The organism is Microcoleus sp. Aus8_D2 (assembly GCF_036702665.1).
In the GTDB taxonomy this organism is placed as follows: domain Bacteria; phylum Cyanobacteriota; class Cyanobacteriia; order Cyanobacteriales; family Microcoleaceae; genus Microcoleus.
In genome coordinates, this window is record NZ_JAUBUN010000004.1 from 186976 (window position 1) to 213524 (window position 26549).

The window sequence follows — 26549 nt, forward strand, 5'->3', positions numbered from 1 at the left end:
TGTCCTTTAAATAATGAGTGGTAATTATTGCCTGATGAATGATGACTAATTCAGTGGAGGGAGAGTTTATATATATTTGGGTTGGGAGGGCGGGTTTATATATATTTAGCTTGGGAGTTCTATTTTGTTGGTGAACCCGCCCCTACAAACAACTAACCAATGACAACTGACAACTGACAACTGACTAATGACTATTCTCTAAACTTCTTTCTATTTTGCGGCTGGCGAGTGACATTGAGTAGCAAAATACCCAGTAAATGATGCCGACGAATATGTAAACTTCGGCGTACCTGCCGATGTAGGATGGATTTGCTAAAACGGCGCGGGAGATGCCGATTAATTCTAACATTCCGAATAGGGAAAGCAGCGATGTATCCATGAATAATCCGATGAATTGACCGCCGATCGCCGGAATGACTGTTCGCAGCGCTTGAGGTAGTACAATCAGAATGGTCAATAGGGGTGTGTTTAGCCCGATCGACCTTGCTGCTTCTATTTGTCCCCTGGGTACGGCCTGCAAACCGCCGCGCACGTTTTCCGCCAAGTAGGCCGCACTGAATAATGTTAATCCGGCGATCGCCCGAATCACTCTATCTAATTTGGGATATTCGGGCGGCAAGAATAATTGCAGCATGACTTGACCTAAAAACAAAATGCCAATTAACGGCAAGCCGCGCACTATTTCAATGTACAATGTTGACAGCAGTTTGACGACTGGCAAAGAACTTTGTCTCCCGAGGGCGAGCAATACTCCCAAGGGAAACGACAGCACAATGCTAATAATTGCTAAAAACAGCGTCAGCACTAAACCGCCCCAATCATTTGTCGAGACTTCTCTCAAACCTAACCCGCCTTTAATTAGCCACAGAATTAGCGGGAAGGAAAGAGCCCAAATTCCCGGCATCCAGCCCATGATTTTAGGGTTGATTTGTCTGGCGGCGACATAGCCCGCAGTGGCTGCGATAATCATTCCTAAGAGGTAGAAGCGAGATGTGAGGTCGATCGGCGAAATGACCGCACCAACAACCGCAGCACCGACTAAAATCAGTGTAGGCTGATTCCACAGACGTTCATCTCGCTGAATATTTCCCCAAGTTAAACCGCCCAATAAGGCAATTATTCCCGCTACTATCCACAGCCGCCAGTAGGATTCGCTGGGAAATCTGCCGACGAAAAATAGCGGCAAGTTGGCTTCTAACACGCGCCATTGAGCTTTTGTAGTTGCCCAAACGATAATTCCTGTGATAATTTGGAAGGCGACAATCAGGCAAACTACTGTCAAAATGCTGTTGTACCAGGTACTAAATAGGTTTTTGCGCGCCCAATTCCAAGGGGTGGGCGATTCGGTGGCGGGAGGCGGTAAGACGGGGTGAGTTTCCATATTTTAGATTTTAGATTTTAAGTTTTAGATTTGCGGCCCAATTGCACTTGCTAATATTCCTAAGATTTTTTTGACATCTATTAGGTAATATTCCCTCAAGTCAATTTCAATTACTTGTTCTTTGAGTCTTAAAAATCTCCAGATTTGGCCGCTCGTAACAGCCCCATAAGTTATTGTTGCATTTGGTTCCCTTCACCTTCGTTAAATATTCTAGCTGCCAAGATTTCGGCTACACATGACCCCAAGCTGGCATTAATATCTTCGTTTGGCGCTTCTACGATGGTAACTACTGGTGCAGTAAGGATTAACAAGTGTGAAGAAAGACTAATCAAAAAATCGCAAGTTCCTTCTAATCCTTTGGCGGCATCAACTGTAAAATCTATTCCACAAAAAAGACCAATTTGATGGTTCAACAGTTTTCTGAGTTCGATTAAAATCGGTGCGGTAATCAGGGACGATCGAGATTTGTCAGTATTGCTGCTTAAGGCAATGGGTACGTTTTCTTTGAGAACTTCTACAAGTAAGGAACTTGGTTCTAATTCTGGCACACTAGCGAACATATCGATGCCATCGCTAATTGTCAAATCGAAATTTTTTGTGACATTTTTTAAAGTGAAATCCCTGTATGTCATTTCAAGTTTATTTCGATATATTGTAACGCAACTTCTGATTTCGCTATCAACTGCCAACTACCAACTGCTAACTGCTTTCGGAGTCAACTGTCAACTGTCAACTGTCAACTGTCTACCTTTCCTTGAGTTGTACGGTTTTATTGTACCAATTCATGAACAGAGAAACTATCAAGCTAATTGTGAGGTATGTTACCATGATAATTAGCATTGTCTCGATCGCCCGACCGGTCTGATTCAACGTCGGAGAACCCACCACAAAGTAAACGTCGGGATAAGCCACCGCCACGGCTAAACTCGAATTCTTGGCTAAATTCAGATACTGACTGGTTAAAGGCGGCACTATCACCCGCAAGGCTTGCGGCAAAATTACCATCCGCATCAGGGTTCCCGATTTCAGCCCTAAAGACTTTCCTGCTTCCCACTGGCCCCGCGAGACTGACTGAATTCCAGCGCGGACAATTTCTGCAATGTAACTCCCAGTATACAAGCTGAGTCCTGTCACTAGGGCTGCAAATTCGGGAGTTAATTTTAATCCTCCTTCGAGTTGCAATGCTGGTGTCAGGCGCGGAAAATCTAGGCGAAAAGGTAAATTTTGGGTGATAATTCCAGCTAAGATTGCACTGAGGACGATCGCGCCAGCAGCCCAAAATAACTGTCTTCCCGGCTTAGCTTGTTCCAACATCACCCGCGCCCGCCACATCCACAGCCCCGCCGCAGCCAAAACTCCCACAGTTAGCAAAATCAACCAAATCTCAAAACCTGGCAAAGGCGCAGGCCAAGGTACAGCAATGCCGCGATTTGTCAAGTAAATCGGGCCGCGCATCTGTTGATTGTCTTCCAGTTTGGGCAGGGAAATGAACACTGCAAAATACCAGAAAAATAATTGCAGCAATAACGGTGTATTTCGCAGAATTTCTACGTACAAAGCCGCCAAATTCCGCAGCAGCCAATTGTCGGAAAGGCGGGCAATTCCTACCGTCAAACCCGCAATTGTTGCGATCGCAATCCCCAGCCCCATTACGCGCAGCGAGTTGATTAATCCGACAAAATAAGCTTGTCTGTAACTGTTTTCGGGACTGTAGGGAATCACGCTTTCGCCGATGTCGAAAGATGCTTGGGAATTGAGAAAGTCAAATCCAAACGCAATCCCCAGTTGCGCGTAATTGGCGCTGAGGTTGTCCCAGAAAATCGCGATGACTGTGATTACTAAGATTAGAGCGATCGCCTGTCCGGCTATTTTCCAGAAGCGATCGTCTCGCAGCAGTGTTGATAAATCTTGAAATTTTGATGATTTCTCGGATTTGCCCGGTTGAGGTTCTGTATTCATAATTGTTTAATGTAGATCGAGCTATATCTAACTGTATTTATTGTAGGGTGCGTCAGGTCAAAATGTTTTGAGCGGAGACTAACAATTTTTACCCTGACGCACCCTACGGTTTGTTAGCTGGCGATTGCTGCGTTTCTCGCAATAAAATATTTAAGTTTAACTAAGCTGTTCCCAATGTCAGGCGATTGCTTTATTCCTCGCAATGACATATTTAAGTTTAACTAAAAAGTCAGGCGATTGCTTCGTTCCTCGCAATGACACATTTAAGTTGGTTGATATTGAGCTACTTATCAGTTGGGTAACGCTAGTGCTTTACCCAACTTTCTAGGATCGGATCGCCCTAAAATTAGCGGAAGGGTGGCGAGTACAGCAAACCGCCATCTTTCCAGAGTTTGTTTTGACCCCGGTCTAACTTAAGTGTACTTTTGGGGCCGAGGTTGCGATCGTACATTTCCCCGTAATTCCCAACTTTCTTCACAATGCTGACAGCGAAGCTGTTGGGGAGGCCGAAACCTTTACCTAAATCTCCTTCTTTTCCTAGCAAACGTTTGACATTCGGATCTGTAGTGCTTGCCGCAGTTTGGTCTACATTTCCTGAATTAATGCCCAAATCTTCAGCTTCAATCGCCGCAAAAATAATCCATCTCACCGCATCCGCCCATTTAGGATCGCCGCTTTTCACTGCTGGGGCTAACGGTTCTTTGGACATGACGATCGGCAAAACAACATTATTCTCGGAATTCGGTAGAGTTGTGCGTTTCGATACCAGTTGCGATCGATCGGCTGTAACACCTTGACAGCGACCTTCTTGATAAGTGCCAAAGGTAGTGTTCGCATCTTCAAACACCACAGGAGTGTATTTAACTCCTAATTTTCGCATTTGGTCGGACAAATTTTGCTCCGTGCTCGTACCTGTCTGCACGCAGATAGATTTGCCCGCAAAATCTTTTAAACTTTTGATGCCACTATCTTTTTTGACCATGATGCTTTGAGAGTCATAAAAGATCACCGGGGCAAATTCCAGTCCCGTCGTGCTGTCGCGGCTCGCCGTGTAGGTGGTATTTCGGCTGAGAATGTCGATTTCTCCGGCCTGCAAAACTGTAAATCTATCTTTGGCGTTGAGCTTTCGGTATTCGACTTTTTCGGGATCGTCAAATATTGCCGCCGCCACAGCCCTGCACACATCCACATCCAATCCCGAGTATTTGCCTTTTTCGTCTACAAAGCTAAAACCCGGCAGTTCGCCGCTGATGCCGCAAATCAGTTTGCCGCGGCTGACAATTGTATCTATCCGGCTCGGGCCTTGTTGCGACTTACCCTCAGCAGTTGTTGCTGGTGTTTGTCCGACTTGTGCCGATCGATCCCTACAAGATGCCAGCGGTGCCACAAGCAACACACTTGCCAACAACAGAAATCCCCATTTACGCATAGATTTTACTACCAGTAGAACACTTTCTCGATGATACTAACCTGTAGTTGTCGAGAACTGTTCCGAGCGGCATCGCACAACACTCCGCCGTTTCAAATTAACCATTCTCAACCCGGTGCCGCACCCTGACAAGTCCACCGGCTAACCGCCTATTATTTTTCCCGCTGCGGGCGATCGACCTTTCCTGTATATTTTTTACCCAATTTTGATTTTCTGCACTCAGAACCGCTCTGGTGCTAGGCGCTGCTCAGCTAAATCGCGGATTAGCGACAGCCGAGACTCGATGTACTCGTTCAACAAATCTGTTTCGTTTCCATTGAGCGCAGAGTTCATCTTCAACTGCTTCAGCAGCCACTGTACCAGGGTGGCATCGTCCAAATTGACTAACAGAGTCGCTTGGGTGGTTTCAATTAAAGACCAGAGTTGGCGTAACATGACTGGAGTCATAAAACCTCGTTGAGCGTAAATACGCACTTAGTGGGCTGGCTGGGTGATGAGTTGGTCTTAGTGTTTCAAGCCGATAGACGAAAAGTAGCCTAAGAGTCATCGGCTTAATGATTATTTTATATTTGACCACAATAACTTAATATAGTAGTGTCAAAAGCTACAACACACAAGATGTTATAAGAGTTCCCAATCTCGTAACATAGAGATAAATATCTTGATAAAAAATTAATAATCTTTACACGGCATCGCTTGCATGGGCTTCTAGGAGCCGTTGGCGATCGGGCTTCTGGGCCCGGAGAGCCAGAAAATTAAGCAGTTGTACATTGTAAATTGCTTATTTAAATTCCCATTCTCGCGATCTCCCCATCTCCCCATCTCCCCATCTCCCCTTACTCAAGGGCCACCAACTTTTGAACCCCCGCCAGAATTATTTCTAATTCAGCGATGATTTTTGTGGCGCCTTCCAAATCGTTGGATTCGGCCAGAGTTTGAAGCTGAGCAGCCATCTGGGGCATTAACCGCACCGCCGCCGTAGCGCTGACACCTTTAATTTGATGCGCGCGGCGGGCCAGTGTCTCCAAGTCTCCCGAGGCGATCGCCCCCTTAGCATCTTCTAAATAACTGCCAGTATCCACCACAAAAGTTTGCAGAATTTCCCGCTCAAACTCTAAATCTGCGCCAGAAATTTCGTGCAAACGTGCCATATCCACTACAGATTCGAGGTCGGGCTCGGAGTCTTGGAGTTCCTCGCCCTTAAACTTGGGAATTTCAATTTTCAAATGTGCCGACCAATTTTCTAGTACAGATTTTAACTTTTCGATCGCAATAGGCTTGCTAATATAATCGTCCATTCCCGCCGCCAGACACTTTTCCCGATCGCCCTTCAAAGCATTCGCCGTCATCGCAATCACCACCGTCTTTCGAGCCTGCTCCCTCGAACCAGCAGCAGCGCCTGCCGCCTCCATGCGGCGCAACTCCAGCGTAGCTTCGTAACCGTCCAAAACCGGCATCTGACAGTCCATCAACACAATGTCATACTTTTTGATAGCCAGCATCGATAGCGCCTCAGCGCCGTTATTCGCCACATCCGCCGCGCATCCCAAAACTTTGAGTTGATTCAGACCAACTTTTTGATTGATCGGAGTATCTTCAACTAACAAAATCTTTAAGCTAGCTAACTCCCGGTTGTCAATAGCTGAGGCTCGATTGAACGTTGGATTTGCGATCGGCTGATTAATTGTCTCACCAGGGGCGATCGCATTCACCAAGCAATCAAACAGCCGATGAGCCTTAACAGGCTTAGTTAAATAGCCGCTAAAACCGATATCTACCAAGCGTTTCGCCTCCGATATCTGAGTAATGGAAGTCAGCACCACCCAATGCGTCTGCTGCATTGCCGACTCAGCAATCATCAAACGTTCCAGACTTCCCGCCACCATTTCCGGCAACTGAATATCAACCAAAACAATATCGTAAGGGCAATTAACGCTGACAGCTTTGTACAGAGAGGCGATCGCCATCCAACCGTTCTCAACCTCCTCAACTTCCATTCCCCACAAAACAGCCATTCTCAGCAGCACTTTTCGCACTGTGGGCTTGTCGCTAGCAACTAACATTTTTCGCCCCGCCAGCACCGTTTGCAAATTCACTTTGCACGCTGTCCCAGCAGCAGTTAAATTCTCCTTGAGAGCCGGCACAGTAAACCAAAAATTCGAGCCACTGCCGGGGGTACTTTCCACACCTATTTTACCCCCGATTAACTCCACCAACTGCTTAGAAATAGCCAGACCCAAACCTGTACCACCGTACTTTCTCGTAGTAGAAGCATCAACTTGAGTAAAAGATTGAAACAGCTTTTTTTGGTCTTCCGGATCGATCCCGATTCCTGTATCTGTGACTTGAAACAGCAGGAACAGCGAGCGATTGCTTCCAAGTTTTAACGGTTGAATTTTCTCTAAAACTTTCTGGTCGTCGCTGGCTGCCAATCTCCCCGGAATCCTGCCAGTCGAAACCTCAATTACTACTTCTCCTGCTTCTGTAAACTTAATCGCATTGTTGATTAAATTAGTGAGAATTTGCCGCAACCGCGCAGCATCGCCTCTAATTTGCAGCGGCACGTCGCTATCAATCAGCGCCACCAATTCTATACCTTTAGTTTGTGCGGGAGTTGCCAACAAATCCAGCACTTCATCCAGACAGATACTGAGGTCAAATTCGATCGTTTCTAAGCGCATTTCTCCTGCTTCCAGTTTGGAGAGGTCAAGAATATCGTTAATGATGGACAGCAAATTTTGGCCGCTGAGTTTCAGCGTTTGCACAAAATCTAGCTGTTCGGGAGTAAGATTTGTTTTCAGCAGCAAATCAGTCATCCCCATCACTCCATTCATCGGAGTGCGGATTTCGTGACTCATATTTGCTAAAAATAGCGACTTCATTCGAGATGCTTCCAGGGCGGTTTCTCGGGCCTGCTGCGCTTGCTCGAACAGAGTAGATTGCTGAATGGCGATCGCCAACTGCACGCTCAACCTTCCCAGCAAATCCACCTCAGAATCAGTCCAAGCGCGCGGGCCGCTGCACTGATGCGCCACCAGCAACCCCCACAACCGATTTTGACTCTGTTCCAAACTCCCGATCTGCGATTTTATTCCGGGAGTTGACGGCGAATCTTCTGTTGCCAACTCCTGACTTTCATCGCCGATAAAAATTGGTACAACTAAATTAGCCCTTACCTGCAAGCTCGCCAGGAAATCTCGGTGTATTTCGCTCAAACTAGCCAGATCAATATCTTCAATTGCTTGAATTTTTCCAGCGCGGTACATCGATATATAACTTTCCCCAAAACAATTTTCCTGAAGTTTTCTGCCCAGCATAGGCATCCAATCAGATCCTACAGATTCGACAACCACAATCCCTGTGTCATCGGAATCAAAACGATAAATTACCGTGCGGTCAGTTGCCAGTAACTGCCGCACTTCTTGTACAGCCGTGCTCAGAGTTTGAGTGAGGTTGAGAGACTGCCGGACTCGCTGGGCGATCGCCGAAACCAGTCGTTCCCGTTCTGCTTGTTCCCGCAGCATTCTCTCAGCTTGCTTGCGTTCCGTGATATCGCGAATTACCGCAGCAAAACACAGCGGTTCATTGCTTTCAGGGTGTTTGACCAGAAAAGCATTCATCACCACATCAATGGGTTTGCCGCTGCGCAAGTGCTGCAATTTACCTTCTCCTTGCCACTGGCCATGACGGATGATTTTTGGCAAAATCTTTTGAGTGAATTCCTGTTTAAAAGTTTGACCGATATAATCCCATATCTCCGTATAAAGCACTTCCGAAACAGTCTCTAATCCCACCAGTTTTCGTCCGGCTTCGTTGACAAATAGTGTTTGGCCTTCGAGAGTAGCCATACCGATAAAATCGCTGCTGTTTTCAATCAGCGACACAAATTTTTGCCGTTCTTCTTCTCCTTTTTTGCGTTCGGTAATATCGCGCTTAACGCAGACGTGACAAATTATATCGCCGCTATTGTTAATCACAGAATATGCCGCCACGTCGATCGCCAGCGTGTTACCTTTTTTAGTACAGTTAGTAATTTCGCCCCGAAAAGTTCCAGTTTTCGCTAAACTTTTGGCAATTGCCGAAAACCGCTCTCCCGCCACCAGCGGCGGCGCTTCTGCTTCTAATTCCGCGTCTGTGTAGTCTAGCAGCGATTGATGGGCGCGATTTTGTTCGAGGAAAAACCCATCAGCATCGATAATCACCATAGCATCGTTGGAGTTGAGAAATATTTCTCGGTAAAGTTTGAGTTTTTCCTCAGCTCGCTTGCGTTCGGTGATGTCTCTTTTGACGCTGACGTAACAAACTACATCCCCAGCATCATTCAGAACCGCAAAAGCCGAAAGTTCCGCCTCAACTGTTCCCCCTTGCAAAGCCTTAACACAGGTGATTTCGCCTCGGTAACTCCCTGTTTCGGCCAAGCTTTGCAGCACCGATGCAAATGCGTGGTCTCCCGTATGAGTTGCAGGGGTTTTCCCCCACAATTTCGATGCACTGTAACCCAGCAAAGCCGTGTGAGCTTGATTTGTTTCTAAGTAATAGCCTTGGGGGTCTAAAATGGCGATCGCATCATGAGACTTTAAAAATATTTGTTGATAAAGTTGCAGCTTCAATTCAGCTTGTTTCCGGGCGCTAATATCCGTGAACAAGCCATAGTAAACTACTGCCCCCGATCCTTGCATTTCCGGCTGCGCATCCCCTTGAATCCATTTAAGTTTGCCAGAGGGGGTAATAATTCTACCCTCCCACCGCCAAGGCTGCAAATTTTCAGCAGCAAGCCTCACCGAGTTGACAAAATCATCTCGATCTTCGGGATGAATCATCTCAACAATTACATGAAGATCCTGCTGAGCCGCCTCGGGTTCTATTTCATACAATTCTCGGCACCCCGCGCTCACAAACGAAAACGCCATCGAGCCGTCTGGATGCAAGTCAACTTGATATACCGTACCCGGTACGCTAGCAGTAATTTTTTGCAGTTTGGCTTGGCTTTGATTCCGGGCTTCATCTGCTGCGGAGTATTCTGTAATCTCGCGAGAAAAACCCAAAACCGCAAATATATTGCCCTGGGCATCGCGCAGCGGCAGTTTTCGCGTGTCAAAGACGTGCTGTTTTCCGTTGTCAAAGGCGATCGCCTGGTAGGGATTGCGAACCATCTCCCCCGCCAGCACAGCTCGATCGTCCTCGCGGATGCCCCTGATTTCGCCATGGCGATCGCCAAATACTGCTGCTGCTGAAAAACCTAATTCGATATCATCTTTCCCAATAATTTCCTCAACATTTTTACCCAAATATGCAGCAAAACTTTGATTTACCAAAATGTATCTAAAATTTCGATCTTTCGCAAAAACTTTGTCCGGCGTACCGTCCATTAAAGCCCGCAACAATAGTTCTTTGTTTTCCGAATCGAGAGCCAAATAATTTTGAGCTTTCCCCTTGACACTGGTGGATTTAGCTGCTATGATAACTAACGATTTGGCACAGATTTGAGCAGCAGTATGGAGCAAACAAAGGTGTTCAAAATTAAAAGCAGTTGCCTGCTCTGCACCGATGAAAAATACTCCCAACAATTCTTCACTTTCATCCGGGTGAGCCGGTGCCATCAACACCGACTTAAACTCAGCAATTGGTGGGCCAGCGATGTTGTACGCCCAATCCCGATTTCCCGCCAGCCATTGGGCGCGAGCAGCTTGCAAGCACTCTTCAATTTCAAATTTGGCTGATTCAGTTAACGGCTGTAAGTGTTGGACGTATAGTCGATCGTCCGAATTCGTCAAAAGTGCGATCGTCTCCCCGGGCATCAGGCGCCCGAGATGTGCCAGACAGGCCGACAAAATTTCATCCGCAACCGCGGCGATTTGTACATTCTCCGTAAGTTCGTTGAGAACTTGCAGTTCCAAGGTACGCTGGCGGACTTTTGCCTTGAGGCTGGCGGCTAGGATTTGCATAGTGCTCACCACACTGGTTTGCTTATATTATAATTATTCATTTTCAAACTTTTTCAGACAATCATTTTAACAGTTCGCGATCGCATCAAGACCTTCATAACAGGGTTTTTTACCGAAACGGCTGGCTGTAACGAAGTAAAGGCGTGAAAAAACCCGGTTTTTAAGGACTGGTGCGATCGCGAACTAATCTGTAGAGTCAATCGCAAATCGCAAATCGCAAATCGATTGACGGCGAAACTACCCCATTAAAATTACATTATCGATCACGTGGATGACGCCGTTGTCAGCTTCGATATCTGCCGCGACAACCGTAGCATTTTTCACCTCAAAACCGTCAGAACAATCAATCTTAATCGGCGAACCTTCCAAAGAAGTAACAAAACCGAGTTTTGCCAAATCAGCCTTCATAAACTTGCCAGAGACGACGTGAAACATCAAAATCCTGGTCAGTTGGGGAACATTCTGCACTAGGGTGGTGATAGTTCCCGGCGGCAATTTGGCGAAAGCATCGTCAGTGGGTGCAAAGACAGTGAAAGGGCCCGGACTTTTGAGCGCATCTACTAAATTAGCTACTTGCACCGCCGTTACCAGGGTTTGGAAGGAACCCGCACCTACGGCAATATCAACAATATCAGGCATTGTGTTCTACCTCGTTTGGCAAAAAAGTTATATTAAGTATCGTAAACTGATGCGTGCAACAATACCTAGTATCTTTGTTAAAAATTTGGTAATTCGTTTGTAGTGAGGACTTCAGTCCTGTCTTTTTTTGCGGACTAAAGTCCTCACTACGAACCTGGTTGGAAAATGTTTGTCGTCAGGACTAAAGTCCTATCTTTTTTTGCGGACTGAAGTCCTCACTACAAACCTCATAATAGTTATTTTACCGACCCCATATTATTAACTAATTTGTACTTTACTATGAATCTGGTTGGAAAAGGTTTGTCGTCAGGACTAAAGTCCTGTCTTTTTTTGCGGACTGAAGTCCTCACTACAAACCTCATAATAGTTATTTTACCGACCCAATATTATTAACTAATTTGCACTTCAACCCTGCGGTACTTTTAAATTGCTACAACACTGCTGGCGGTTGTGACACCAAAACCTTTGTTTCTAAATCTGGTATTTCAGAATTTAAGCTTTCTCCCTTGTGAATGCTAAAACTGCCGTACACAATTGAAATCTCAAAAATGTCTGTAGTCAAGACAGCCGGCTGCCGGTGAGAAGATTCGCCCAAACAAATTCCGAAAAATTCAGCTTCCAGTTCCCCAACTTCCTCTTCATCGTGCACAGTCCACCTGAGATCGCGACAGTCTTTAAATGCCAGCACATAAGGGATCTTTCTTCAGGATTGTAGACGCATTCGATTAATACTTCGTTTCCCCACAAAGCTACTTTGATATTTGTGACTAAAGATGTCAAACCACCCAAGCCAAGCAAGTTATAGTCGTCTTTCCAATCACTCATTTAAATTGCTACAAGACTGCGGTTGCTTGTGATAATAAAACCTCGCTTTCTAATTCTCCTAGTTCTGAATTTAAATCCTCTCCCTTATGAATACTGAAACTGCCATACAAGATTGAAATTTCAAAAATATCCGTATGGATTAAAGCTGCTTTTCGGTGCGCATCTTCACCCAAATGAATGCCAATCAAATCAGCTTCGGGATCTTGTACATCTTCTGGATGGAAAACCTCCCAACTGATATCTCGGCAGTCATGAAATATTATGGTATAGGGCAAGCGATCCCGTGTAGGATCGTAAATACATTCAAATACAATTTCATTTCCCCAGAAAGAGACATTGACATTGGTTACTAGGGATGTCAGTTCACCTAAATTAAGCAAGTTGTAGTCATCCGGCATATTAATCCCTCACTTTTTCTCCCGTATTGTGTGTCCCCAGAATTTGGTTGCCAAACTCATCGCGTGTTTTGACCAAGCTGCCGTCTTTATCAAGACGTAAACCTTTGTTTATTTTTCTGCCATCAGAACCGTATCTAGGCGCTGGGGTTCGTATAACTTCACCATCAGTACGAATATTGACTCGCGAACGATCGGCAAATTCGTATTCAAGATAACCACCTTTAGTCGGCCTGATTTCTGCACCCAGTCCGCGCAAAAAGTCATCGACTTCTTGGCGAGTCATCCCGGTTAAGTCTCCAAATTCCGATGCAGTTCCATTTCCTCCAACTCCCTGACTCGGCACGCAAGTCTCCTCATCACCATTGCTGATTTTAGTTTAGCACGGTTGGAGAATCCGAACCGCACACAGTCCGTCAAAGCAAATAGGGCGCGCACCGCACGCCCTATCAGCAATTAGCTAACAATTATTGATTAGCTGAGTTCAACTTTGACTACACGGTTCTTTTCCGCTTCTGCTTTAGGCAAAGTCAGGTTTAAAACCCCATTTTTGTACTCAGCTTGTACGCTGTCATTTTGCACCCGTGCGGGTAGGGGAATCACCCGGCGGAAGGAACCGTAGCGGAACTCAGAGCGAGTTATGCCTTTATCTTCTGTCTTGGTTTCCGATCGCCTTTCGCCACTGATCGCAACAGCTTCTGCTGTGACTTGTACGTCCAAATCCTTAGCTTCCATCCCCGGAATTTCTAACTTAAGGTGGATGGCTTCGGGAGTGTCATTGAGTTCGGCGGCCGGTACAAAAGCCACACCGTTAGATGCGCGATCGGTTGCCGGAGTCAAGCTATCAAACAACCGATTCATTTCTCGCTGCAAGGAGTCCATTTCCCGCAAAGGTTCCCAACGAATAAGTGTCATAATTGATACCTCAAATCTCTTCAGTTTCTAAAGGTTGAGACACACTTGATTCAACCTGTATCTAATATATTCAAGATCCAGAAACTGGGGGATTCGGTTTTCTGGAATTTGCCGATCGCATTTCCGAACATTTGCGAACGTTAATGCTGAGCCAGTCAAACGATTTTAGATTTTAGAATTGACTTTACTGATGAATCTGGGAGATTGAACTCCTAGCTGAAATTTTTCACTTTCCACGACTCCTGTGGGAAAGCAAATATCCGTTTTTGGGCGAGATTATTGCAGGTGGCACGATTCGACGCACCGCAACCCAGCAATTTGAGATTTTAGATTCAATCGAGAATTCCCGACCTAAAATCTCAAATCCCAGATTTCAAATAGAAACACAATTAACTCCACCGCGAATGCTGATAAGCAGCGTAGGTATCAAACAAAGCACCCACCAAACCAAAAGCTAGACCAATCACCAAAAATCCCTGGAGGGGACAGCCACTGCCGAAAGTAGCTAAGAACTGCAAAATCTGGTCTTCTCCAGAACGACCGACTGCTTGCAGAGCAGGCACGAGACAGATCAACGAACAGCTAGTCAATCCGGCACCGATTAACAATAAGGGAGCGACAAAGCTCAACAGGCTGGTCAGCAGTAAAGAGCGCAGAAAATTAGGAAAGATGCTCATAAGAGTCAGTAAATTCAGCTAAACTGCCGAAAGGTGCAAGTAAAATAAACTTGTCCTTTTCTACGATAGGCAGCGATCGCCATCAGCGGCCAGTTATGTCAGAAATCTTAAATCTTAGAGAAGAAACTTGTTTAAGATTTGTAGATAGATTTCATTTTTGCAGTTGTTCTACAGTCAAAATCCCTTGAGCACAACTACACCATCGAGCCTCAGTTTGTGGAGTCAGCGGTTGTTCGCAGCAATTTTATTGGGCGGCCAAGTCATGCTGCACTTGCTAACTCGCAAAATTAACCGCCGCAACACCCTCGACCAAATGGCAGCAGTCGGCCCGGAATCGCTGCTGATTGCTTTGCTGACTGCGGGTTTTGTCGGCATGGTATTTACGGTTCAGGTAGCGAGGGAGTTTATTAACCTCGGTGCGGGTAATGTCGTCGGCGGCGTTTTGGCTTTGTCTTTGACTCGCGAACTCGGCCCGGTGTTAACAGCCGTAATCGTGACGGGACGGGTTGGTTCGGCTTTTGCGGCGGAAATCGGCACGATGCAGGTCACAGAGCAGATAGATGCCCTGCTGATGCTCAGAACAGACCCGATCGACTATTTAGTAATTCCCCGCGTCTTGGCTTGCTGCTTGATGCTGCCAATTCTGACAATATTATCCCTCGTCACGGGCATCGCCGGCGGGCTGCTGATTGCGACGACAATGTACGGCATCTCTCAAAACGTGTTTTTAGAATCAGTCCGCCATTTCCTGACTCTGTGGGATATTTGCAGCGCTGCTATTAAGGCTTTTGTGTTCGGTGGTTTGATTGCTGTCATCGGTACTAGCTGGGGTTTGACCACCACCGGCGGCGCCAAAGGCGTCGGACAATCGACTACCACGGCGGTGGTGACGGCTTTGCTGGCGATTTTTATTGTTAACTTTTTCCTGACTTGGCTGATGTTCCAGGGCACTGGCTCTACCGTACTCAAAGGCCTTTGACACTCCCCAGCTATCGAGGCGTGGGGATTCTTGGCTCGCAGGGATTCCAATGAATTTACCCGAACCCAAGCATCACAGGCGGTATGCCCTACGGCTGCAAGCCCTCTCATTAAGACTAAAGCGTGCTGCTGCAATGTCTCTATCCGTTGTATAGCCACAACTGGAACAAGCATGAGTGCGCTCTAATAGTGTTTTTTTGCCAGTTTCAACTCCACAATTAGGGCAAATTTGACTGGTTTTTCTTGCGTCCACTTGTTGAAAGTACACGCAGTGTTTAAAGCAAGCTTGTTCTAATATTGCGAAGAATTGACCCCAACCCGCGTCCAAGCAATGCTTGCCTAACATTGCCCTCGACAACCCGATTAAGTTCAAGTCTTCGACAAAAATCATGCCTGCATTTCCCGCAAGCTGGTGTGCTAATTTCCAGTGCCAGTCTTTCCGGCTGTTGGCGATGTATTCGTGCAGTTTGGCAACTTTTTTCTGAGCTTTTTTCCAGTTATTAGATCCCGGCTTTTTTCTACTGACACGATGTTGCAGCAATTTCAGCTTGCGTTGCGCGTCAATGAAAAACCGTTGGCGCTTGACTAAAAGCCCGTCCGAAGTTGCAATGAAATTGGTTAAACCAACATCAATACCCAGTCCTTCACCGTGAGGCATCGCACTCGGAACAGATACGTCCCATTGCAGGCTCAACAGCACATACCAACCACTGACCCTTTTAACTACCCTTGCTTGCTTGATCTTTGCACCATCGGGAATGGGGCGCGATTGGCGGAACTTAACTAAGCCAATTTTAGGGAGTTTTATTGCTTGGCCTTGGACTGGGTTTGCCCCTAATTGTGGAAACACAAAAGAACGCATTTTTCCGGCTTTTTTAAACCTGGGAAAACCATGATTTTGCTCCCACATACTGACAAAAGCTTTTTCTAACCTTTTTAGTGTTTGTTGTAACACTTGTGACTGCACTTGCTGTAAGCCGATGCTCGTTTTTCTATAGGCTGTTAACCCCAGGCACTGGCTAGCATAAGTTGGTCGCTTTGTCTGAGCTGGAATGATGAACTCGGAACGGATAGAACAAGCGTTAATTTGACAACTACGAGACCCAAACCAATGCTTGCGCTCTGCCAGTGAGTAGTTATAAACGCGACGGCAAAGTTCGAGCCAATCTTCAAAAATTGCTGCTTGTTTGGTGGTTGGTTTCAGTTTGAACTTGTAGGTTAAATTAAACACTTGTTCGATCCTCCTGTTTAATTGTACAATATTCCTAGCAACCGTCAAGACGTTTGCTAAAAAATCTAGCCGTCCTAGAAGGACGGGACTTTAGACCCAGTTTTTCGGTAAGCTAGGAAACGGATAAAATATGAATAATTGGCAACATTCCTTTAACTACCCTTGATTTAAACCCGTGACTACAACTACCTCTGGGACTGCGCCCACAGATACGATCGAACTTGCGCCGAGTTATGCGATTCCCCTAGTCCTGGTACTGGCCTCTGTACCACTGCTGTTCGTGCAGAAGTGGGTGAGTTTGCCGCTTGCGCTGTTCGGCTTGTTTCTGATGTACCAAGCCGCCACTATCCGGCTACAGTTTACTCCAACGGATTTGGACATTTATCGATCGTCCAACTTAATCCGCCGCTTTCCTTTCCGAGAATGGCAAAATTGGCGGATATTTTGGCCCGCAGTGCCAATTTTGTTCTACTTTAAAGAAATTAACAGCATTCACTTTCTGCCGGTTCTGTTCGATCGTAAAATGCTACAGACCTGCTTAGAACAGCGCTGTCCCCGTCAAGACTAAACAAGTTGTTAATTTTAAGTTTTTAACTTCTTCTGTGCCCCACGCCGAACAAATTTCCTATGAATTCAGACGAATCTCCAACCCAAGAACCGCAATCGCAACCAGTCGCTGACGGCGAACCAACTCTACCCGCGAATGAGACGGAAAATCTATTACCATCTCAAATACGGGAATTGTCGATCGCCCAAAACGATCTCACATCCCAAATTCCTCCCGAAGTAGACCCCTGGGGCGAGGAAAATCCCCTTGGAACCCCTGTGGTGGACGAACCGGGCGCGATCGCCCAAAGTTCGCCAGAAACAGAGGATAGCGAATCTGAAAGTGCGCGAGAGCAAATCGAACCAGAAACCGACTCCCAGCCAACAACAACCGCAGAAACGGTAACGCCCGTACCAGAAAATGTTACCGAAAATTTGGCAGAGCGAGTCAAAGCATTGCAGCAGCAAGAACAAGATTTGACCGCAAGAATTGCCGCCTTGGAAGCTGACAAATCTAAGGCGTTAGAAGCGTTGGGCGAGGCTCAAGCATCGATCGGGCGTTTGGTACAAGACGGCTTGATACAGCTAGATAATCGCAAACAAGCGCTACAAATTGAAGTAGAAAAACTCGAACGCAGGCGCGATCGAATTCAAAAGGAAATGCGTACAACTTTTGCAGGCGTTTCTCAAGATTTAGCAATCCGAGTCCAAGGTTTCAAAGACTATCTAGTCGGCAGTTTGCAGGATTTGGCCGCTACCGCCGAACTCTTAGATTTGACGCCACCGGTGCAAGAAACTCCCAAGCGAATTTCTGCTGACGAGTCTCAATCCTCTTCCCCGGTAAATCCCAGATTTGCCGAACAGGGATTTCAAGAACAAGCCAAACAAATTCGCCGCACCCTAGACCAATATCGCACTCTCCCAGACTATTACGGCCCGCCTTGGCAACTCCGCCGGACTTTTGAACCCATCCACGCCGAACGAGTTTCTAACTGGTTTTTCACCCAAGGAGGAAGGGGCGCTTTGCGGACTATGGGTTCGCGGTTGCAAAATATCTTGATTACTTCGACAATTATTTCTGTACTCAGAAGCGTCTACGGCGGACGGGTGCGGACTTTGGTGCTGGCGAACAGTCCCGAACGTTTGGGTGAGTGGCGCCGCGGTTTGCAGGATTGTTTGGGGATTACTCGCACCGATTTTGGCCCGGAAGGTGGCATTATTATGTTTGAGTCTGCGGAGGCTTTGGCTCAAAAAGCCGATCGACTGGTGAAAGATGGCAAGTTGCCGTTAATTGCGATCGATGAAACTGAGGATTTAATTAGTTTGTCAATGCTGCAATTTCCGCTGTGGCTGGCCTTTGCTCCCGATCCGCAAAGTTTGATTACTCCTAAGGATTTTTGAATTGGTAATTGGTAATTGGTAATTGGTAATTGGTAATTAGTCATTGGTCATTAGTCATTAGTCATTGGTCATTGGTAGTTGCTAGTTGCTAATTGCTAATTATTCAAGAGGAAAGCTTGCAAATTGTAAAATAAACGAAATCTCAAATTAAAAAATGGCTAGCTGGATAATTTTAAATGGCGCACTGTTAATCGCAGCTTACTTGCTGGGTTCCATTCCAACTGGGTACGCTTTGGGTAAATGGATGCTGGGGATTGATATTCGGGAAGTAGGTTCTGGTTCGACTGGGGCGACGAATGTACTCAGGACTTTGGGAAAGGGGCCGGGGTTGGCGGTGTTGCTGGTTGACGTGTTGAAGGGCGTAAGTGCGATCGTCCTAACTCGCTACATCTACTCTCTAGATTTTACCAGCCAGCTAGCGATCGCCGCCGGTTTAGAAAATACAGCAACCGTCATCCCTTGGATGGCAACTTTAGCGGGTTTGTTTGCAGTTTTGGGCCACAGCAAATCTATCTGGCTGGGGTTTACGGGCGGTAAATCTGTGGCGACGAGTTTGGGAGTTTTGCTCGGTTTGTACTGGCCAGTTGGGTTGGGAACTTTAGGAATTTTTGGAATAGTTTTTGCAGTGTCGCGAATTGTTTCTTTGAGCTCGATTATCGGAGCAATTAGCGTTGCTGGATTGATGTTTGCTTTACATCAGCCGCTGGCTTATGTATTGTTTGGCATTGCGGGCGGCCTGTTTGTGATTGTGCGGCACCGCAGCAATATTCAGAGGCTTTTGAAGGGTACTGAGCCGAAAATTGGACAGAAATTGGAAACAGCCGCTAGCGATTGATAATTAGTACCATTTTATCCCCAATCTTCGATAAATAAACCCGCAATTTCCTCTAACTTAGGATCGTGAATTAAATAATTTCCATTTTTATTATTGTGGGATGGGCGTCCCGCCCGTCCCCGATAGACGGGCGGGACGCCCATCCCACAACAGAAATGAAAACTGCATTTTATTTAATTCTCATTCGTTAGCTGTCTCAAATCCGGCTTTTGTAGGATGTGTTGCAACGCATCCTAAAGCTCAGAAGCCCTGAACTGATATAATCCGGTTTTGGAGTTGACTGGGCGTTACACCATAAACAAAACCTATTAAATCTCCCGAATCCCTAACTTTGATGAGAGTCCCTGAAATCACAAACGTTGAAGGAATTAAAGCATCGGCTGGGTAGCTAGTGCGTTTCGCATATTCTGAAAAATCAAAATCTCTTAACAGCAACACATTTGTCAAGTTATCCAAAACTATATCGTTAACAGTCAAACCTCCTGCTAATCCAATTCGATCTAAACCGAGTTGAAAATTGTTAATAAAATCGGCCTTATTGATATCAGTAATTCCTGATTCTACTTGGAGGACGTATAAGTTACTTCCACTGGTTTTCGGCGAAGCATCACCATTATCCACACTTGATAACCAGTCTCGACCCAAACCTCCAATCAGAGTGTCATTCCCATTGCCACTGTATAAAATATCATTGCCTCTGCCTCCCAATAAAATATCATCTCCTGTTCCACCGATAATCCAATCTGTATCTTGACCGCCACTCAGACAGTCATTTCCCTCGCCTCCCCACAGGTCATCTTTCCCTTTTCCCCCAAATAAAGAATCGTTGCCAAAATTTCCTACCAGCGCATCTTCTCCGTCATTGCCAAATACTAAATCGCTGGTTATTGCGCCATAGACTGTATCGTTACCTCCCAACATCCAAACTCCCGAAGGGAAATTATTTATACCTCCGAATTGGGAATTAGCGGTGGATAAAAAAACTGATTCGGATGTATTGTCGCCAATTAATCGGGGTACTCCTGATGGGTCTGCTCGTAAAACCATAAAATATTTCCTCCCTGAAATCTCGGATATCAACATGATTAAAGAAGCCACTCTCCAAGTCAATTCATATATTCATAACTTTGAGTTCATAAAAGTCATAACCTTGTGTTCATAAAAGTCATGTTTGTGCTACGATCGACCTCAACGACAGCAGCAAGTCGGGGGATTGTAAAAAATTATGTGTTTGAATCCAGGGGATATTCTGCGCGATCGCTACCAAATCATCGAGAAATTAGGTGAGGGAGGGTTTGCCACAACCTATAAGGCTAAGGATTTAGACAGCCCTGACAATTCCCCCTGCGTCGTTGTCAAGGAAATTCTCCCGCCTCAATCTAAAGATCCGCTGGTGTTTGAGGAAGCCCAACAGCACTTTGAAAAAGAAGCTAAAACCCTGAAGCATCTAAAAGATAAGTGTCCGCGCATTCCAGCATTAATCAAACACTTTCAAGAAAATGGCAAATTTTACTTAATTCAAGAATACATAGAAGGAGATCCGCTGAGCAAAGAACTTGGTGACGGCAAAAATTTAGAAGAACAACAAGTCATCGCTCTATTGCTGGATATTTTAGAGGTTTTAGATTGCGTCCACAAACACAAGATTATTCACCGCGATATTAAGCCGTCCAACTTAATTCGGCGACAGCGTGACGGCAAAATAGCAGTAATCGATTTTGGGGCTGTAAAAGCGATCGGCAGTTTGGCGATCGAGTCTGGGAACATAACTCAAACTCGCGCAGTTGGTACAGATGGTTATATGCCAGCCGAACAGTTGAAAAATCATCCGAGATTTAACAGCGATATCTATGCCGCAGGAATCGTCGCCATTCAAGCGATCGCAGGTTTAGATATTGAAGACATTTTCCATTATAAAAAGACTTGCGAACTCGTTTGGCGCTATGCAACACACGATCGCCCGATAGTACAAATTAGCGATAAGCTGGAAAAAATTTTAAACAAGATGGTACGCTACCACTTTGAAGCTCGCTATCAATCCGCTGCTGAGGTGTTGCAGGATTTGCGTGAAGCGAAGCTATCCCGTAGGGAATCGCTGGCGGTTGAGACTGCGATAGTGGAAGTCGAAGATGCGATCGCCCGTGACAGCAGCATACCTGTCCCCTCAAACCCTCGTTTAGTCCTCCCAGATGGTTTAAGTGGCGGAGAAAAAATTCTCCTGACAAGTTCTCGTCCTCGGTTAAAGCAAAGAGGAGTTAAAGAATTTGCAGCTTCAAATTCCGAACAAGCTTTGAATAAATTCAAAGAATCATGGCAGAAAGAATTTGGCAAAGATCCAGAAACTTTAATTTACACAAACAATGCTTTTCTAGAGGCCAGCAACGCTCCTTATTACACAATGGCTGTAGTCCTTTCTATTTGTCGCAGAAATCAGCAGAGTGATGCTCTGCTTTGTGCTCAGGCGAAAGAATATCTGCGCGGAGTAGCTCAAGCGCAAACAGAAGTTAATCTGGCACTGTCCAATAAGAGCGATCTGGACTTTCCCGGTCAAGGTTTTTTACCGACTAAAGCCATTAACGGCAAAGGACTTAAAATCATTATTGCTGACGATGCGAACGATGAAGAGGATGCAAAACAAATAGCAATTTCACTGGTAAATCAACCGGATATTTTAGCAGTTGTCGGTCACGGTAGCAGCGAAATGACGATGCACGCTGTAGATATTTACAATAACAATAATCTGGTTTTGATGTCTCCGGGTGCAGCCACCGAAGAGTTGACGGATGAACCTAGGAATTTTTTCTTTCGGACTCAATATACGACCAGTTTAATCGCTAGAGATTTAGCGAACTACCTCCTAGCCAAAAATCAAAAACAAGTAGCAATTTTATACAATCCGGGAAGCCCATTCGGCGCATCTTTTGTGGAGGATTACACCAACTATTTTCAAGATGGGGGAGGAGGAGAAATAGTCGGAATTCGCGATTTCGATTTATTAATAAATCACTTCAACGCCGAAAGAGCGATCGAGGAAATCCAAGCAAACGGAGAAACTGCGATCGTGTTAGTTCCAGACCCCCATCATACGAGATCCCTAGACAGGGCATTTGAGATAATAAAACTTAACGGCTCTCGCAATTGGATTGTCGGCGCATGGATGCTGATGTGTCCGGAAATGCTAGAACTTGTATCCCAGCAACAGGAAAAAGAATTGTTTAAAAAGCTAATTTTTTCTGTGGGCTGGCATCCATTAAATAGTCCTAACGAAGCATTTCCCCAACAGGCTCGATCGCTCTGGGGAGAAGAGGGAAATACTCGCATAGCTTCAGCTTACGATGCGGCGCGCGCGATCGTCAAAGCATTGGAAATGCAGCCAAAACCCAGTCGTGAAGGAATGCAGCAAATGCTGTCATCTCCTGATTTTAGCGCAGAGGGAGCAACTGGAACCATTCAGTTTAACTGGCCGCACAATGGCGATCGCAAAAATCATCCGAGCGATTTAGTGCATATTGTAGAGTGTCCAACAGAGAAGTTCGGCCTCGCTTTTGTTCCCGTCGAATATTCGACAGCCACAGCGGCAGGTTTAAAGTGCGATTGAACTCGCGGGCGATCGATTTGATTGTCCGCCAGAATTGCTTCTGAAGTCGTCATTCCGTAGACAAGATTGCATAAATCTTTGATTAATACAGTCACCGCAGATTTCAAGCAGATGAACACAGATCGACGCAGATAGTTTCAAGATAAGAGAGTGAATGAATGCAAGAGGTCTCGTTACCTTTCAACTACACTAAAAAACAAAATTTGCCCAGCAGCACCCGCTGCTAGACAAGTTGAGAAAAGCAGACAGCTACTCTAGGTGTGACTACTCTAGGTGCCGATCGATTAGGGCGATGAGTTGAGCGATCGCCGCTTGTTCTTGCAACAACAGTTCCTTGAGCTGGCGCATCTGTTCGGTATTTGGCGGACGGTGTACCAAATCATCAACATAGTCTAGCAAAGGGGACTTTCTCAAAGGTCTGCTCAAGGCAGCTTCCGTCTGCAAGCGCTTGGTTCGCTCCAGTTTTTCTCGTTGCAATCGGTTTTTCTTTTGACGGCGTGCGATAAGTCGGTCAAGTCTTTGACATACGTTTCCAGTCCTCTTCGTCTCCATATATAGCGGTTCTCAAAAACATGAGGATAGCCCATAGCCCATAGCCCTATGCCCTATGCCCTATGCCCTATGCCCTATGCCCTATGCCCGACATACCTCACCTTTTTGAGAAAGGCTATATGTCTTTCACTTGTTGTTTCAACTCGGTTATCTGATCGGTAAGACTTGCTATCTGGTCTTCAATAGCGTCTGTTTTATCCTCCTGAATTTCCAGAGAAATCTCCACAGATTCGACATATTCTGTTAACTTTTGTATGGGATCGCGTTGGGGCCTGTCACCGTTAGATCCATTGCCGTTGGTCATGGTCAGTCCTCGCTGGTGTCTTGATGGAAGAAACTGGCGATCGAGCTTTTGATACACATAAAACGATCGCCAGCATTGCTACAAAGTTGTTACCAAGTTTGGCGATTAGTTAGTTCGACAAGGGCGGAATCCGTTTGGTAACGATGCTCATCATTTCGCTAGAACCGGGCGCAGGTATGGGGAAACGACCTTCGGAGATTTGAGCGAAATTAAGCCCCCAAAGCCAGCGGATCGTATAGTTAATCCCGTAGTTCGAGCCAAAAACCACTACCCTCACCAGTTCGTAGCCATCAGAGCAAGGTGGCAAGCTGTCCGCACCAGGAATGACCGACGGCAAAGTATCGCCGGATTTAGGCACAAAACCCAGAGTTTGCGAATAAACCAATTGTGGCGGAAAACTTGGTGTTGTTTCCCAACCAATGCCAAAGTTTGTCATGATAATTTGAGCCTCCTAATGACTCTAGGTGGTTAGTCGCGCCGAGGATGGTCTAGATCCTCTGCGCGGTGCGATCGGTTGTATTTGATTTCGATCGCTTGGTGTGAGTGCCCCACCCGCCCTTAAAGATTGCGAGTCATCAGGGACGGGGTTTGGTTTTGGCGTTCAACCATGCCTGTGTATGCACATAGTTAGCTATGTATGCACAGACATAACACTTTTGTTTCTGGGTTGTCAAGCCCTATGATGAAAATTGTTATTTTGTGTATACGCAGACATGGCTAGAAAACCTGCTGAACGCAGCGCTTGGGGCGAAAATAAAGAGCGTTACAGTATTTTTGTAACTCCCACCGCAATGAAGGCGATCGACGGCAGGGCTGAGACTCTTGCCGTCTCCCGCTCCGAATTCTTGGAACAGTTCGCCCGAGGCCGCGCGGGGATGACCGACTCTGAGCTAACAAAGGAGGATAGGGAGGCGATGTGCAAAAGCCTTGGAATACTGTATCGCTATGGCGCGCGAAGAAATTGCGGGCAAGGGCTTGTTCCTCAAGCGCAAAGCCAAGGGCGATCGCGCTCAATTGCTAAAAAATCAAATTATTGAATGGGAAACACTACTTGAAAAGCTAAGTTGAACAACGAGCTTTAACAGGTGGTCTGGGATATATAACGCTTACGCATGGCGTAAGGTGAAGGCCGAATGGGGCCAGAGGCAGGAATACAGAAAGCTAGACTAGCTCAATAAAAAAATCCGCCCTACCTTTGGAATGAAAATTTAATAACTTAAGCAACGTTCCCCTCTCACTCCTTGCTCGCAGACTGTCCAGGCATGAAAATGCCGAACTTATTGAATTTTCATTCCTTTGGGGCGATTCTGTCATAATTGCCTTCTCCAATGTCAGATAGCCCGATCGGGCATGAGCGCGATCGCGAAGCAGGATTTGATTTCGATCGCATTATTTTTTCACTATACCCCCTTCTGAGTCCCTTGGTAAACCCTTAGAATGTTATTTTATGTGCGATCGGGAATCCAGAAGGACTTAGTAGTCCCTAAATCCTTGTAGGATAAGCAATATATGAATGTGGAACATTGAAAATGCCCGAAATTGATGCTCCGAAAATGGTGCGCATAGATTTTTCCGTACCTGCTCCGCTTTTAGAAGAAATGCAAGAATTAGCGAAAGACGAGGGCTGGAAACCAGCGGAATTACACCGGATGCTCTGGGTGTTGGGTTTTGCAGCCTATACCGAGCAGAGCAACAAACGTTTGGTAAACCATCGGCTCAGAGCAAACCAGGCAAAAGAGAACCTCGAACCGCAGTAATAACGCGCCGTTGCCTCGCGTACAAAAAAGTTAAAGGATTTTTTTAATCCGTATAATATACAGTCAGACAGCTTTTCAATAATCTAATTTTAAAGTCAGCATGACCTAACACCATTTTTCTAAAGTAGTGTTATACAATCACCCCCCCCAACCCCCCCGATGCTTTGGGGGGGCTAAGAGTTCATCTCTAGCAAATCTTTATAAAATTGGTATAACACCTATTTCCCTAATTCTTGGGAGCGCAAACAAGCTGCTTTCACTGCTTCGATTAAGGCCGATCGAAAGCCGTTACTTTCTAATGTAGCGATTCCAGCAATAGTTGTACCGCCGGGACTTGTCACTCGATCTTTTAATTCTGCTGGGTGCATTCCTGTTTCTTGTAATAGCTTCGCTGTACCGAATACTGTTTGGATTGCTAATTGGGAGGCGATCGCCCGTGGCAGACCAGCACAAACTCCGCCATCTGTCAAGGCTTCTACCAAAATTGCTACATAACCGGGGCCGGAACCGGAAAGGCCAGTCACTGCATCCAGCATACTCTCAGGCACTTCTACGACTTCTCCCACGGCCTCAAACATCCGCTTGACTAATTCTAGATCGGCTGGTTGCACGAGTTTCCCTGGGGCGATCGCGCTCATGCCCGCGCCTACCGTTGCCGGAGTATTTGGCATCACCCGCAGCACTGAGCGCCCCGGGAACGCCGGTTCGAGCTTGCTGAGCGGGACTCCTGCCAAAATCGACACTATCACCGCTAATGGCTTGGAATCAGCCGTTTCTCCATTATTTCCTTGTTTGCGATCGATCGCCACCGTCAATTCCAAAGCTACTTTCTCAAAAATTTGCGGTTTAATCGCCAAAAACAGCACTTCTGTAGCGGTAGCAACTTCTAGATTGCTGGCTGTTGTTCCGATTCCGTAGGTTTCTGTCAAAAATTCGCGCCGTTGGGGTTGCGGATCGCTCACCAATATTTCTGATGGCAAATAAACTTTTTGTGCTATTAAGCGGGATAAGAGAGCTTCTCCCATTACTCCGCCGCCGATCGTACCAAATTTTATCATAGTTATTGGTTATTGGTTATTAGTTATTAGTTATTGGTTATTGGTTGTTGGTTGTTGGTTGTTGGTTGTTGGTTGTTGGTTGTTGGTTGTTGGTTGTTGGTTGTTGGTTGTTGGTTGTTGGTTG

The 26549-nt window shown here is 46.0% G+C and carries 25 protein-coding genes; 7 read left to right on the forward strand and 18 right to left on the reverse strand.

Features of this window, described 5'->3' with window-relative positions:
- Nucleotides 1–184: 184 nt before the first annotated feature.
- The 12 genes from QUB64_RS04900 to QUB64_RS04955 form a co-directional block, all read right to left on the reverse strand.
- The gene (locus tag QUB64_RS04900; RefSeq protein WP_333270416.1) at nucleotides 185–1381 is read right to left on the reverse strand and encodes an amino acid ABC transporter permease; all 1197 of its coding nucleotides are present in this window, start codon (nucleotides 1379–1381) and stop codon (nucleotides 185–187) included.
- A 170-nt stretch (nucleotides 1382–1551) separates the two neighbouring features.
- Nucleotides 1552–2013 carry a hypothetical protein gene (locus tag QUB64_RS04905; RefSeq protein WP_333270419.1) on the reverse strand — a complete coding sequence of 154 codons (462 nt, stop codon included), beginning with the start codon at nucleotides 2011–2013 and terminating at the stop codon, nucleotides 1552–1554.
- A 112-nt stretch (nucleotides 2014–2125) separates the two neighbouring features.
- Nucleotides 2126–3340 carry an amino acid ABC transporter permease gene (locus tag QUB64_RS04910; protein ID WP_333270422.1) on the reverse strand — a complete coding sequence of 405 codons (1215 nt, stop codon included), beginning with the start codon at nucleotides 3338–3340 and terminating at the stop codon, nucleotides 2126–2128.
- A 346-nt stretch (nucleotides 3341–3686) separates the two neighbouring features.
- Entirely contained in the window at nucleotides 3687–4769 is a 1083-nt protein-coding gene (locus QUB64_RS04915) for an amino acid ABC transporter substrate-binding protein (protein ID WP_333270425.1), read from the reverse strand.
- Between the two features lie 219 nt (nucleotides 4770–4988).
- Nucleotides 4989–5216: a hypothetical protein gene (locus QUB64_RS04920; protein ID WP_293148799.1), complete on the reverse strand. Its 228-nt coding sequence runs from the start codon at nucleotides 5214–5216 to the stop codon at nucleotides 4989–4991.
- A 389-nt stretch (nucleotides 5217–5605) separates the two neighbouring features.
- On the reverse strand, nucleotides 5606–10714 hold the full coding sequence (locus QUB64_RS04925) for a PAS domain S-box protein (protein ID WP_333270617.1): 5109 nt from the start codon (nucleotides 10712–10714) through the stop codon (nucleotides 5606–5608).
- A 237-nt stretch (nucleotides 10715–10951) separates the two neighbouring features.
- The gene (locus QUB64_RS04930; RefSeq protein ID WP_006634220.1) at nucleotides 10952–11353 is read right to left on the reverse strand and encodes a fasciclin domain-containing protein; all 402 of its coding nucleotides are present in this window, start codon (nucleotides 11351–11353) and stop codon (nucleotides 10952–10954) included.
- Between the two features lie 430 nt (nucleotides 11354–11783).
- Nucleotides 11784–12041, reverse strand: coding sequence for a hypothetical protein (locus QUB64_RS04935; protein WP_333270431.1), 258 nt, complete (start codon nucleotides 12039–12041; stop codon nucleotides 11784–11786).
- A gap of 145 nt (nucleotides 12042–12186) precedes the next feature.
- Complete coding sequence (locus QUB64_RS04940; RefSeq protein WP_333270434.1) at nucleotides 12187–12576, reverse strand: hypothetical protein; 390 nt, start codon at nucleotides 12574–12576, stop codon at nucleotides 12187–12189.
- 1 nt (nucleotide 12577) lies between these two features.
- Complete coding sequence (locus QUB64_RS04945; protein ID WP_333270437.1) at nucleotides 12578–12919, reverse strand: hypothetical protein; 342 nt, start codon at nucleotides 12917–12919, stop codon at nucleotides 12578–12580.
- A 128-nt stretch (nucleotides 12920–13047) separates the two neighbouring features.
- Nucleotides 13048–13488, reverse strand: a complete 441-nt coding sequence (locus tag QUB64_RS04950) for an Hsp20/alpha crystallin family protein (protein WP_333270440.1) — start codon at nucleotides 13486–13488, stop codon at nucleotides 13048–13050.
- Between the two features lie 389 nt (nucleotides 13489–13877).
- Nucleotides 13878–14165 (reverse strand): hypothetical protein, encoded by a 288-nt coding sequence (locus QUB64_RS04955; RefSeq protein ID WP_333270441.1) that lies wholly within the window; start codon nucleotides 14163–14165, stop codon nucleotides 13878–13880.
- Nucleotides 14166–14349: 184 nt separating this feature from the next.
- Here QUB64_RS04955 and QUB64_RS04960 point away from each other — a divergent pair, with 184 nt between their 5' ends.
- Nucleotides 14350–15144, forward strand: coding sequence for an MlaE family lipid ABC transporter permease subunit (locus QUB64_RS04960; RefSeq protein WP_333270443.1), 795 nt, complete (start codon nucleotides 14350–14352; stop codon nucleotides 15142–15144).
- A gap of 72 nt (nucleotides 15145–15216) precedes the next feature.
- Here QUB64_RS04960 and QUB64_RS04965 read toward each other — a convergent pair whose 3' ends face one another.
- Nucleotides 15217–16374 carry an RNA-guided endonuclease InsQ/TnpB family protein gene (locus QUB64_RS04965; protein ID WP_333270446.1) on the reverse strand — a complete coding sequence of 386 codons (1158 nt, stop codon included), beginning with the start codon at nucleotides 16372–16374 and terminating at the stop codon, nucleotides 15217–15219.
- A gap of 175 nt (nucleotides 16375–16549) precedes the next feature.
- Between QUB64_RS04965 and QUB64_RS04970 the strand changes: the two genes are divergently transcribed.
- The 3 genes from QUB64_RS04970 (at nucleotide 16550) to plsY (ending at nucleotide 19156) form a co-directional block, all read left to right on the forward strand.
- The gene (locus tag QUB64_RS04970) at nucleotides 16550–16942 is read left to right on the forward strand and encodes a DUF3119 family protein (RefSeq protein ID WP_333270449.1); all 393 of its coding nucleotides are present in this window, start codon (nucleotides 16550–16552) and stop codon (nucleotides 16940–16942) included.
- Nucleotides 16943–17001: 59 nt separating this feature from the next.
- The gene (locus QUB64_RS04975; RefSeq protein ID WP_333270451.1) at nucleotides 17002–18321 is read left to right on the forward strand and encodes a DUF3086 domain-containing protein; all 1320 of its coding nucleotides are present in this window, start codon (nucleotides 17002–17004) and stop codon (nucleotides 18319–18321) included.
- Nucleotides 18322–18475: 154 nt separating this feature from the next.
- A complete protein-coding gene (plsY, locus tag QUB64_RS04980; RefSeq protein WP_333270454.1) occupies nucleotides 18476–19156 on the forward strand; it encodes a glycerol-3-phosphate 1-O-acyltransferase PlsY in 681 nt (226 codons plus the stop codon).
- A 240-nt stretch (nucleotides 19157–19396) separates the two neighbouring features.
- On the opposite strand, the gene QUB64_RS04985 is transcribed toward plsY, so the two are convergent.
- Nucleotides 19397–20203 (reverse strand): calcium-binding protein, encoded by an 807-nt coding sequence (locus tag QUB64_RS04985; RefSeq protein WP_333270457.1) that lies wholly within the window; start codon nucleotides 20201–20203, stop codon nucleotides 19397–19399.
- A gap of 178 nt (nucleotides 20204–20381) precedes the next feature.
- Between QUB64_RS04985 and QUB64_RS04990 the strand changes: the two genes are divergently transcribed.
- Entirely contained in the window at nucleotides 20382–22754 is a 2373-nt protein-coding gene (locus QUB64_RS04990; RefSeq protein WP_333270459.1) for a bifunctional serine/threonine-protein kinase/ABC transporter substrate-binding protein, read from the forward strand.
- 264 nt (nucleotides 22755–23018) lie between these two features.
- Here the strand turns inward: QUB64_RS04990 and QUB64_RS04995 are convergent, their stop codons facing one another.
- From QUB64_RS04995 to QUB64_RS05005, 3 genes are all read right to left on the reverse strand, one after another.
- Nucleotides 23019–23231: a hypothetical protein gene (locus QUB64_RS04995; RefSeq protein WP_333270460.1), complete on the reverse strand. Its 213-nt coding sequence runs from the start codon at nucleotides 23229–23231 to the stop codon at nucleotides 23019–23021.
- A gap of 190 nt (nucleotides 23232–23421) precedes the next feature.
- On the reverse strand, nucleotides 23422–23610 hold the full coding sequence (locus QUB64_RS05000) for a hypothetical protein (RefSeq protein ID WP_333270463.1): 189 nt from the start codon (nucleotides 23608–23610) through the stop codon (nucleotides 23422–23424).
- Nucleotides 23611–23719: 109 nt separating this feature from the next.
- Nucleotides 23720–24046, reverse strand: coding sequence for a hypothetical protein (locus tag QUB64_RS05005; RefSeq protein ID WP_333270465.1), 327 nt, complete (start codon nucleotides 24044–24046; stop codon nucleotides 23720–23722).
- A 277-nt stretch (nucleotides 24047–24323) separates the two neighbouring features.
- Here QUB64_RS05005 and QUB64_RS05010 point away from each other — a divergent pair, with 277 nt between their 5' ends.
- Nucleotides 24324–24647: a hypothetical protein gene (locus QUB64_RS05010; RefSeq protein ID WP_333270467.1), complete on the forward strand. Its 324-nt coding sequence runs from the start codon at nucleotides 24324–24326 to the stop codon at nucleotides 24645–24647.
- Nucleotides 24648–25139: 492 nt separating this feature from the next.
- Nucleotides 25140–25367: a hypothetical protein gene (locus tag QUB64_RS05015; protein WP_333270470.1), complete on the forward strand. Its 228-nt coding sequence runs from the start codon at nucleotides 25140–25142 to the stop codon at nucleotides 25365–25367.
- Between the two features lie 218 nt (nucleotides 25368–25585).
- Here the strand turns inward: QUB64_RS05015 and proC are convergent, their stop codons facing one another.
- Nucleotides 25586–26431: a pyrroline-5-carboxylate reductase gene (gene proC / locus QUB64_RS05020; protein ID WP_333270620.1), complete on the reverse strand. Its 846-nt coding sequence runs from the start codon at nucleotides 26429–26431 to the stop codon at nucleotides 25586–25588.
- Nucleotides 26432–26549: the final 118 nt, after the last annotated feature.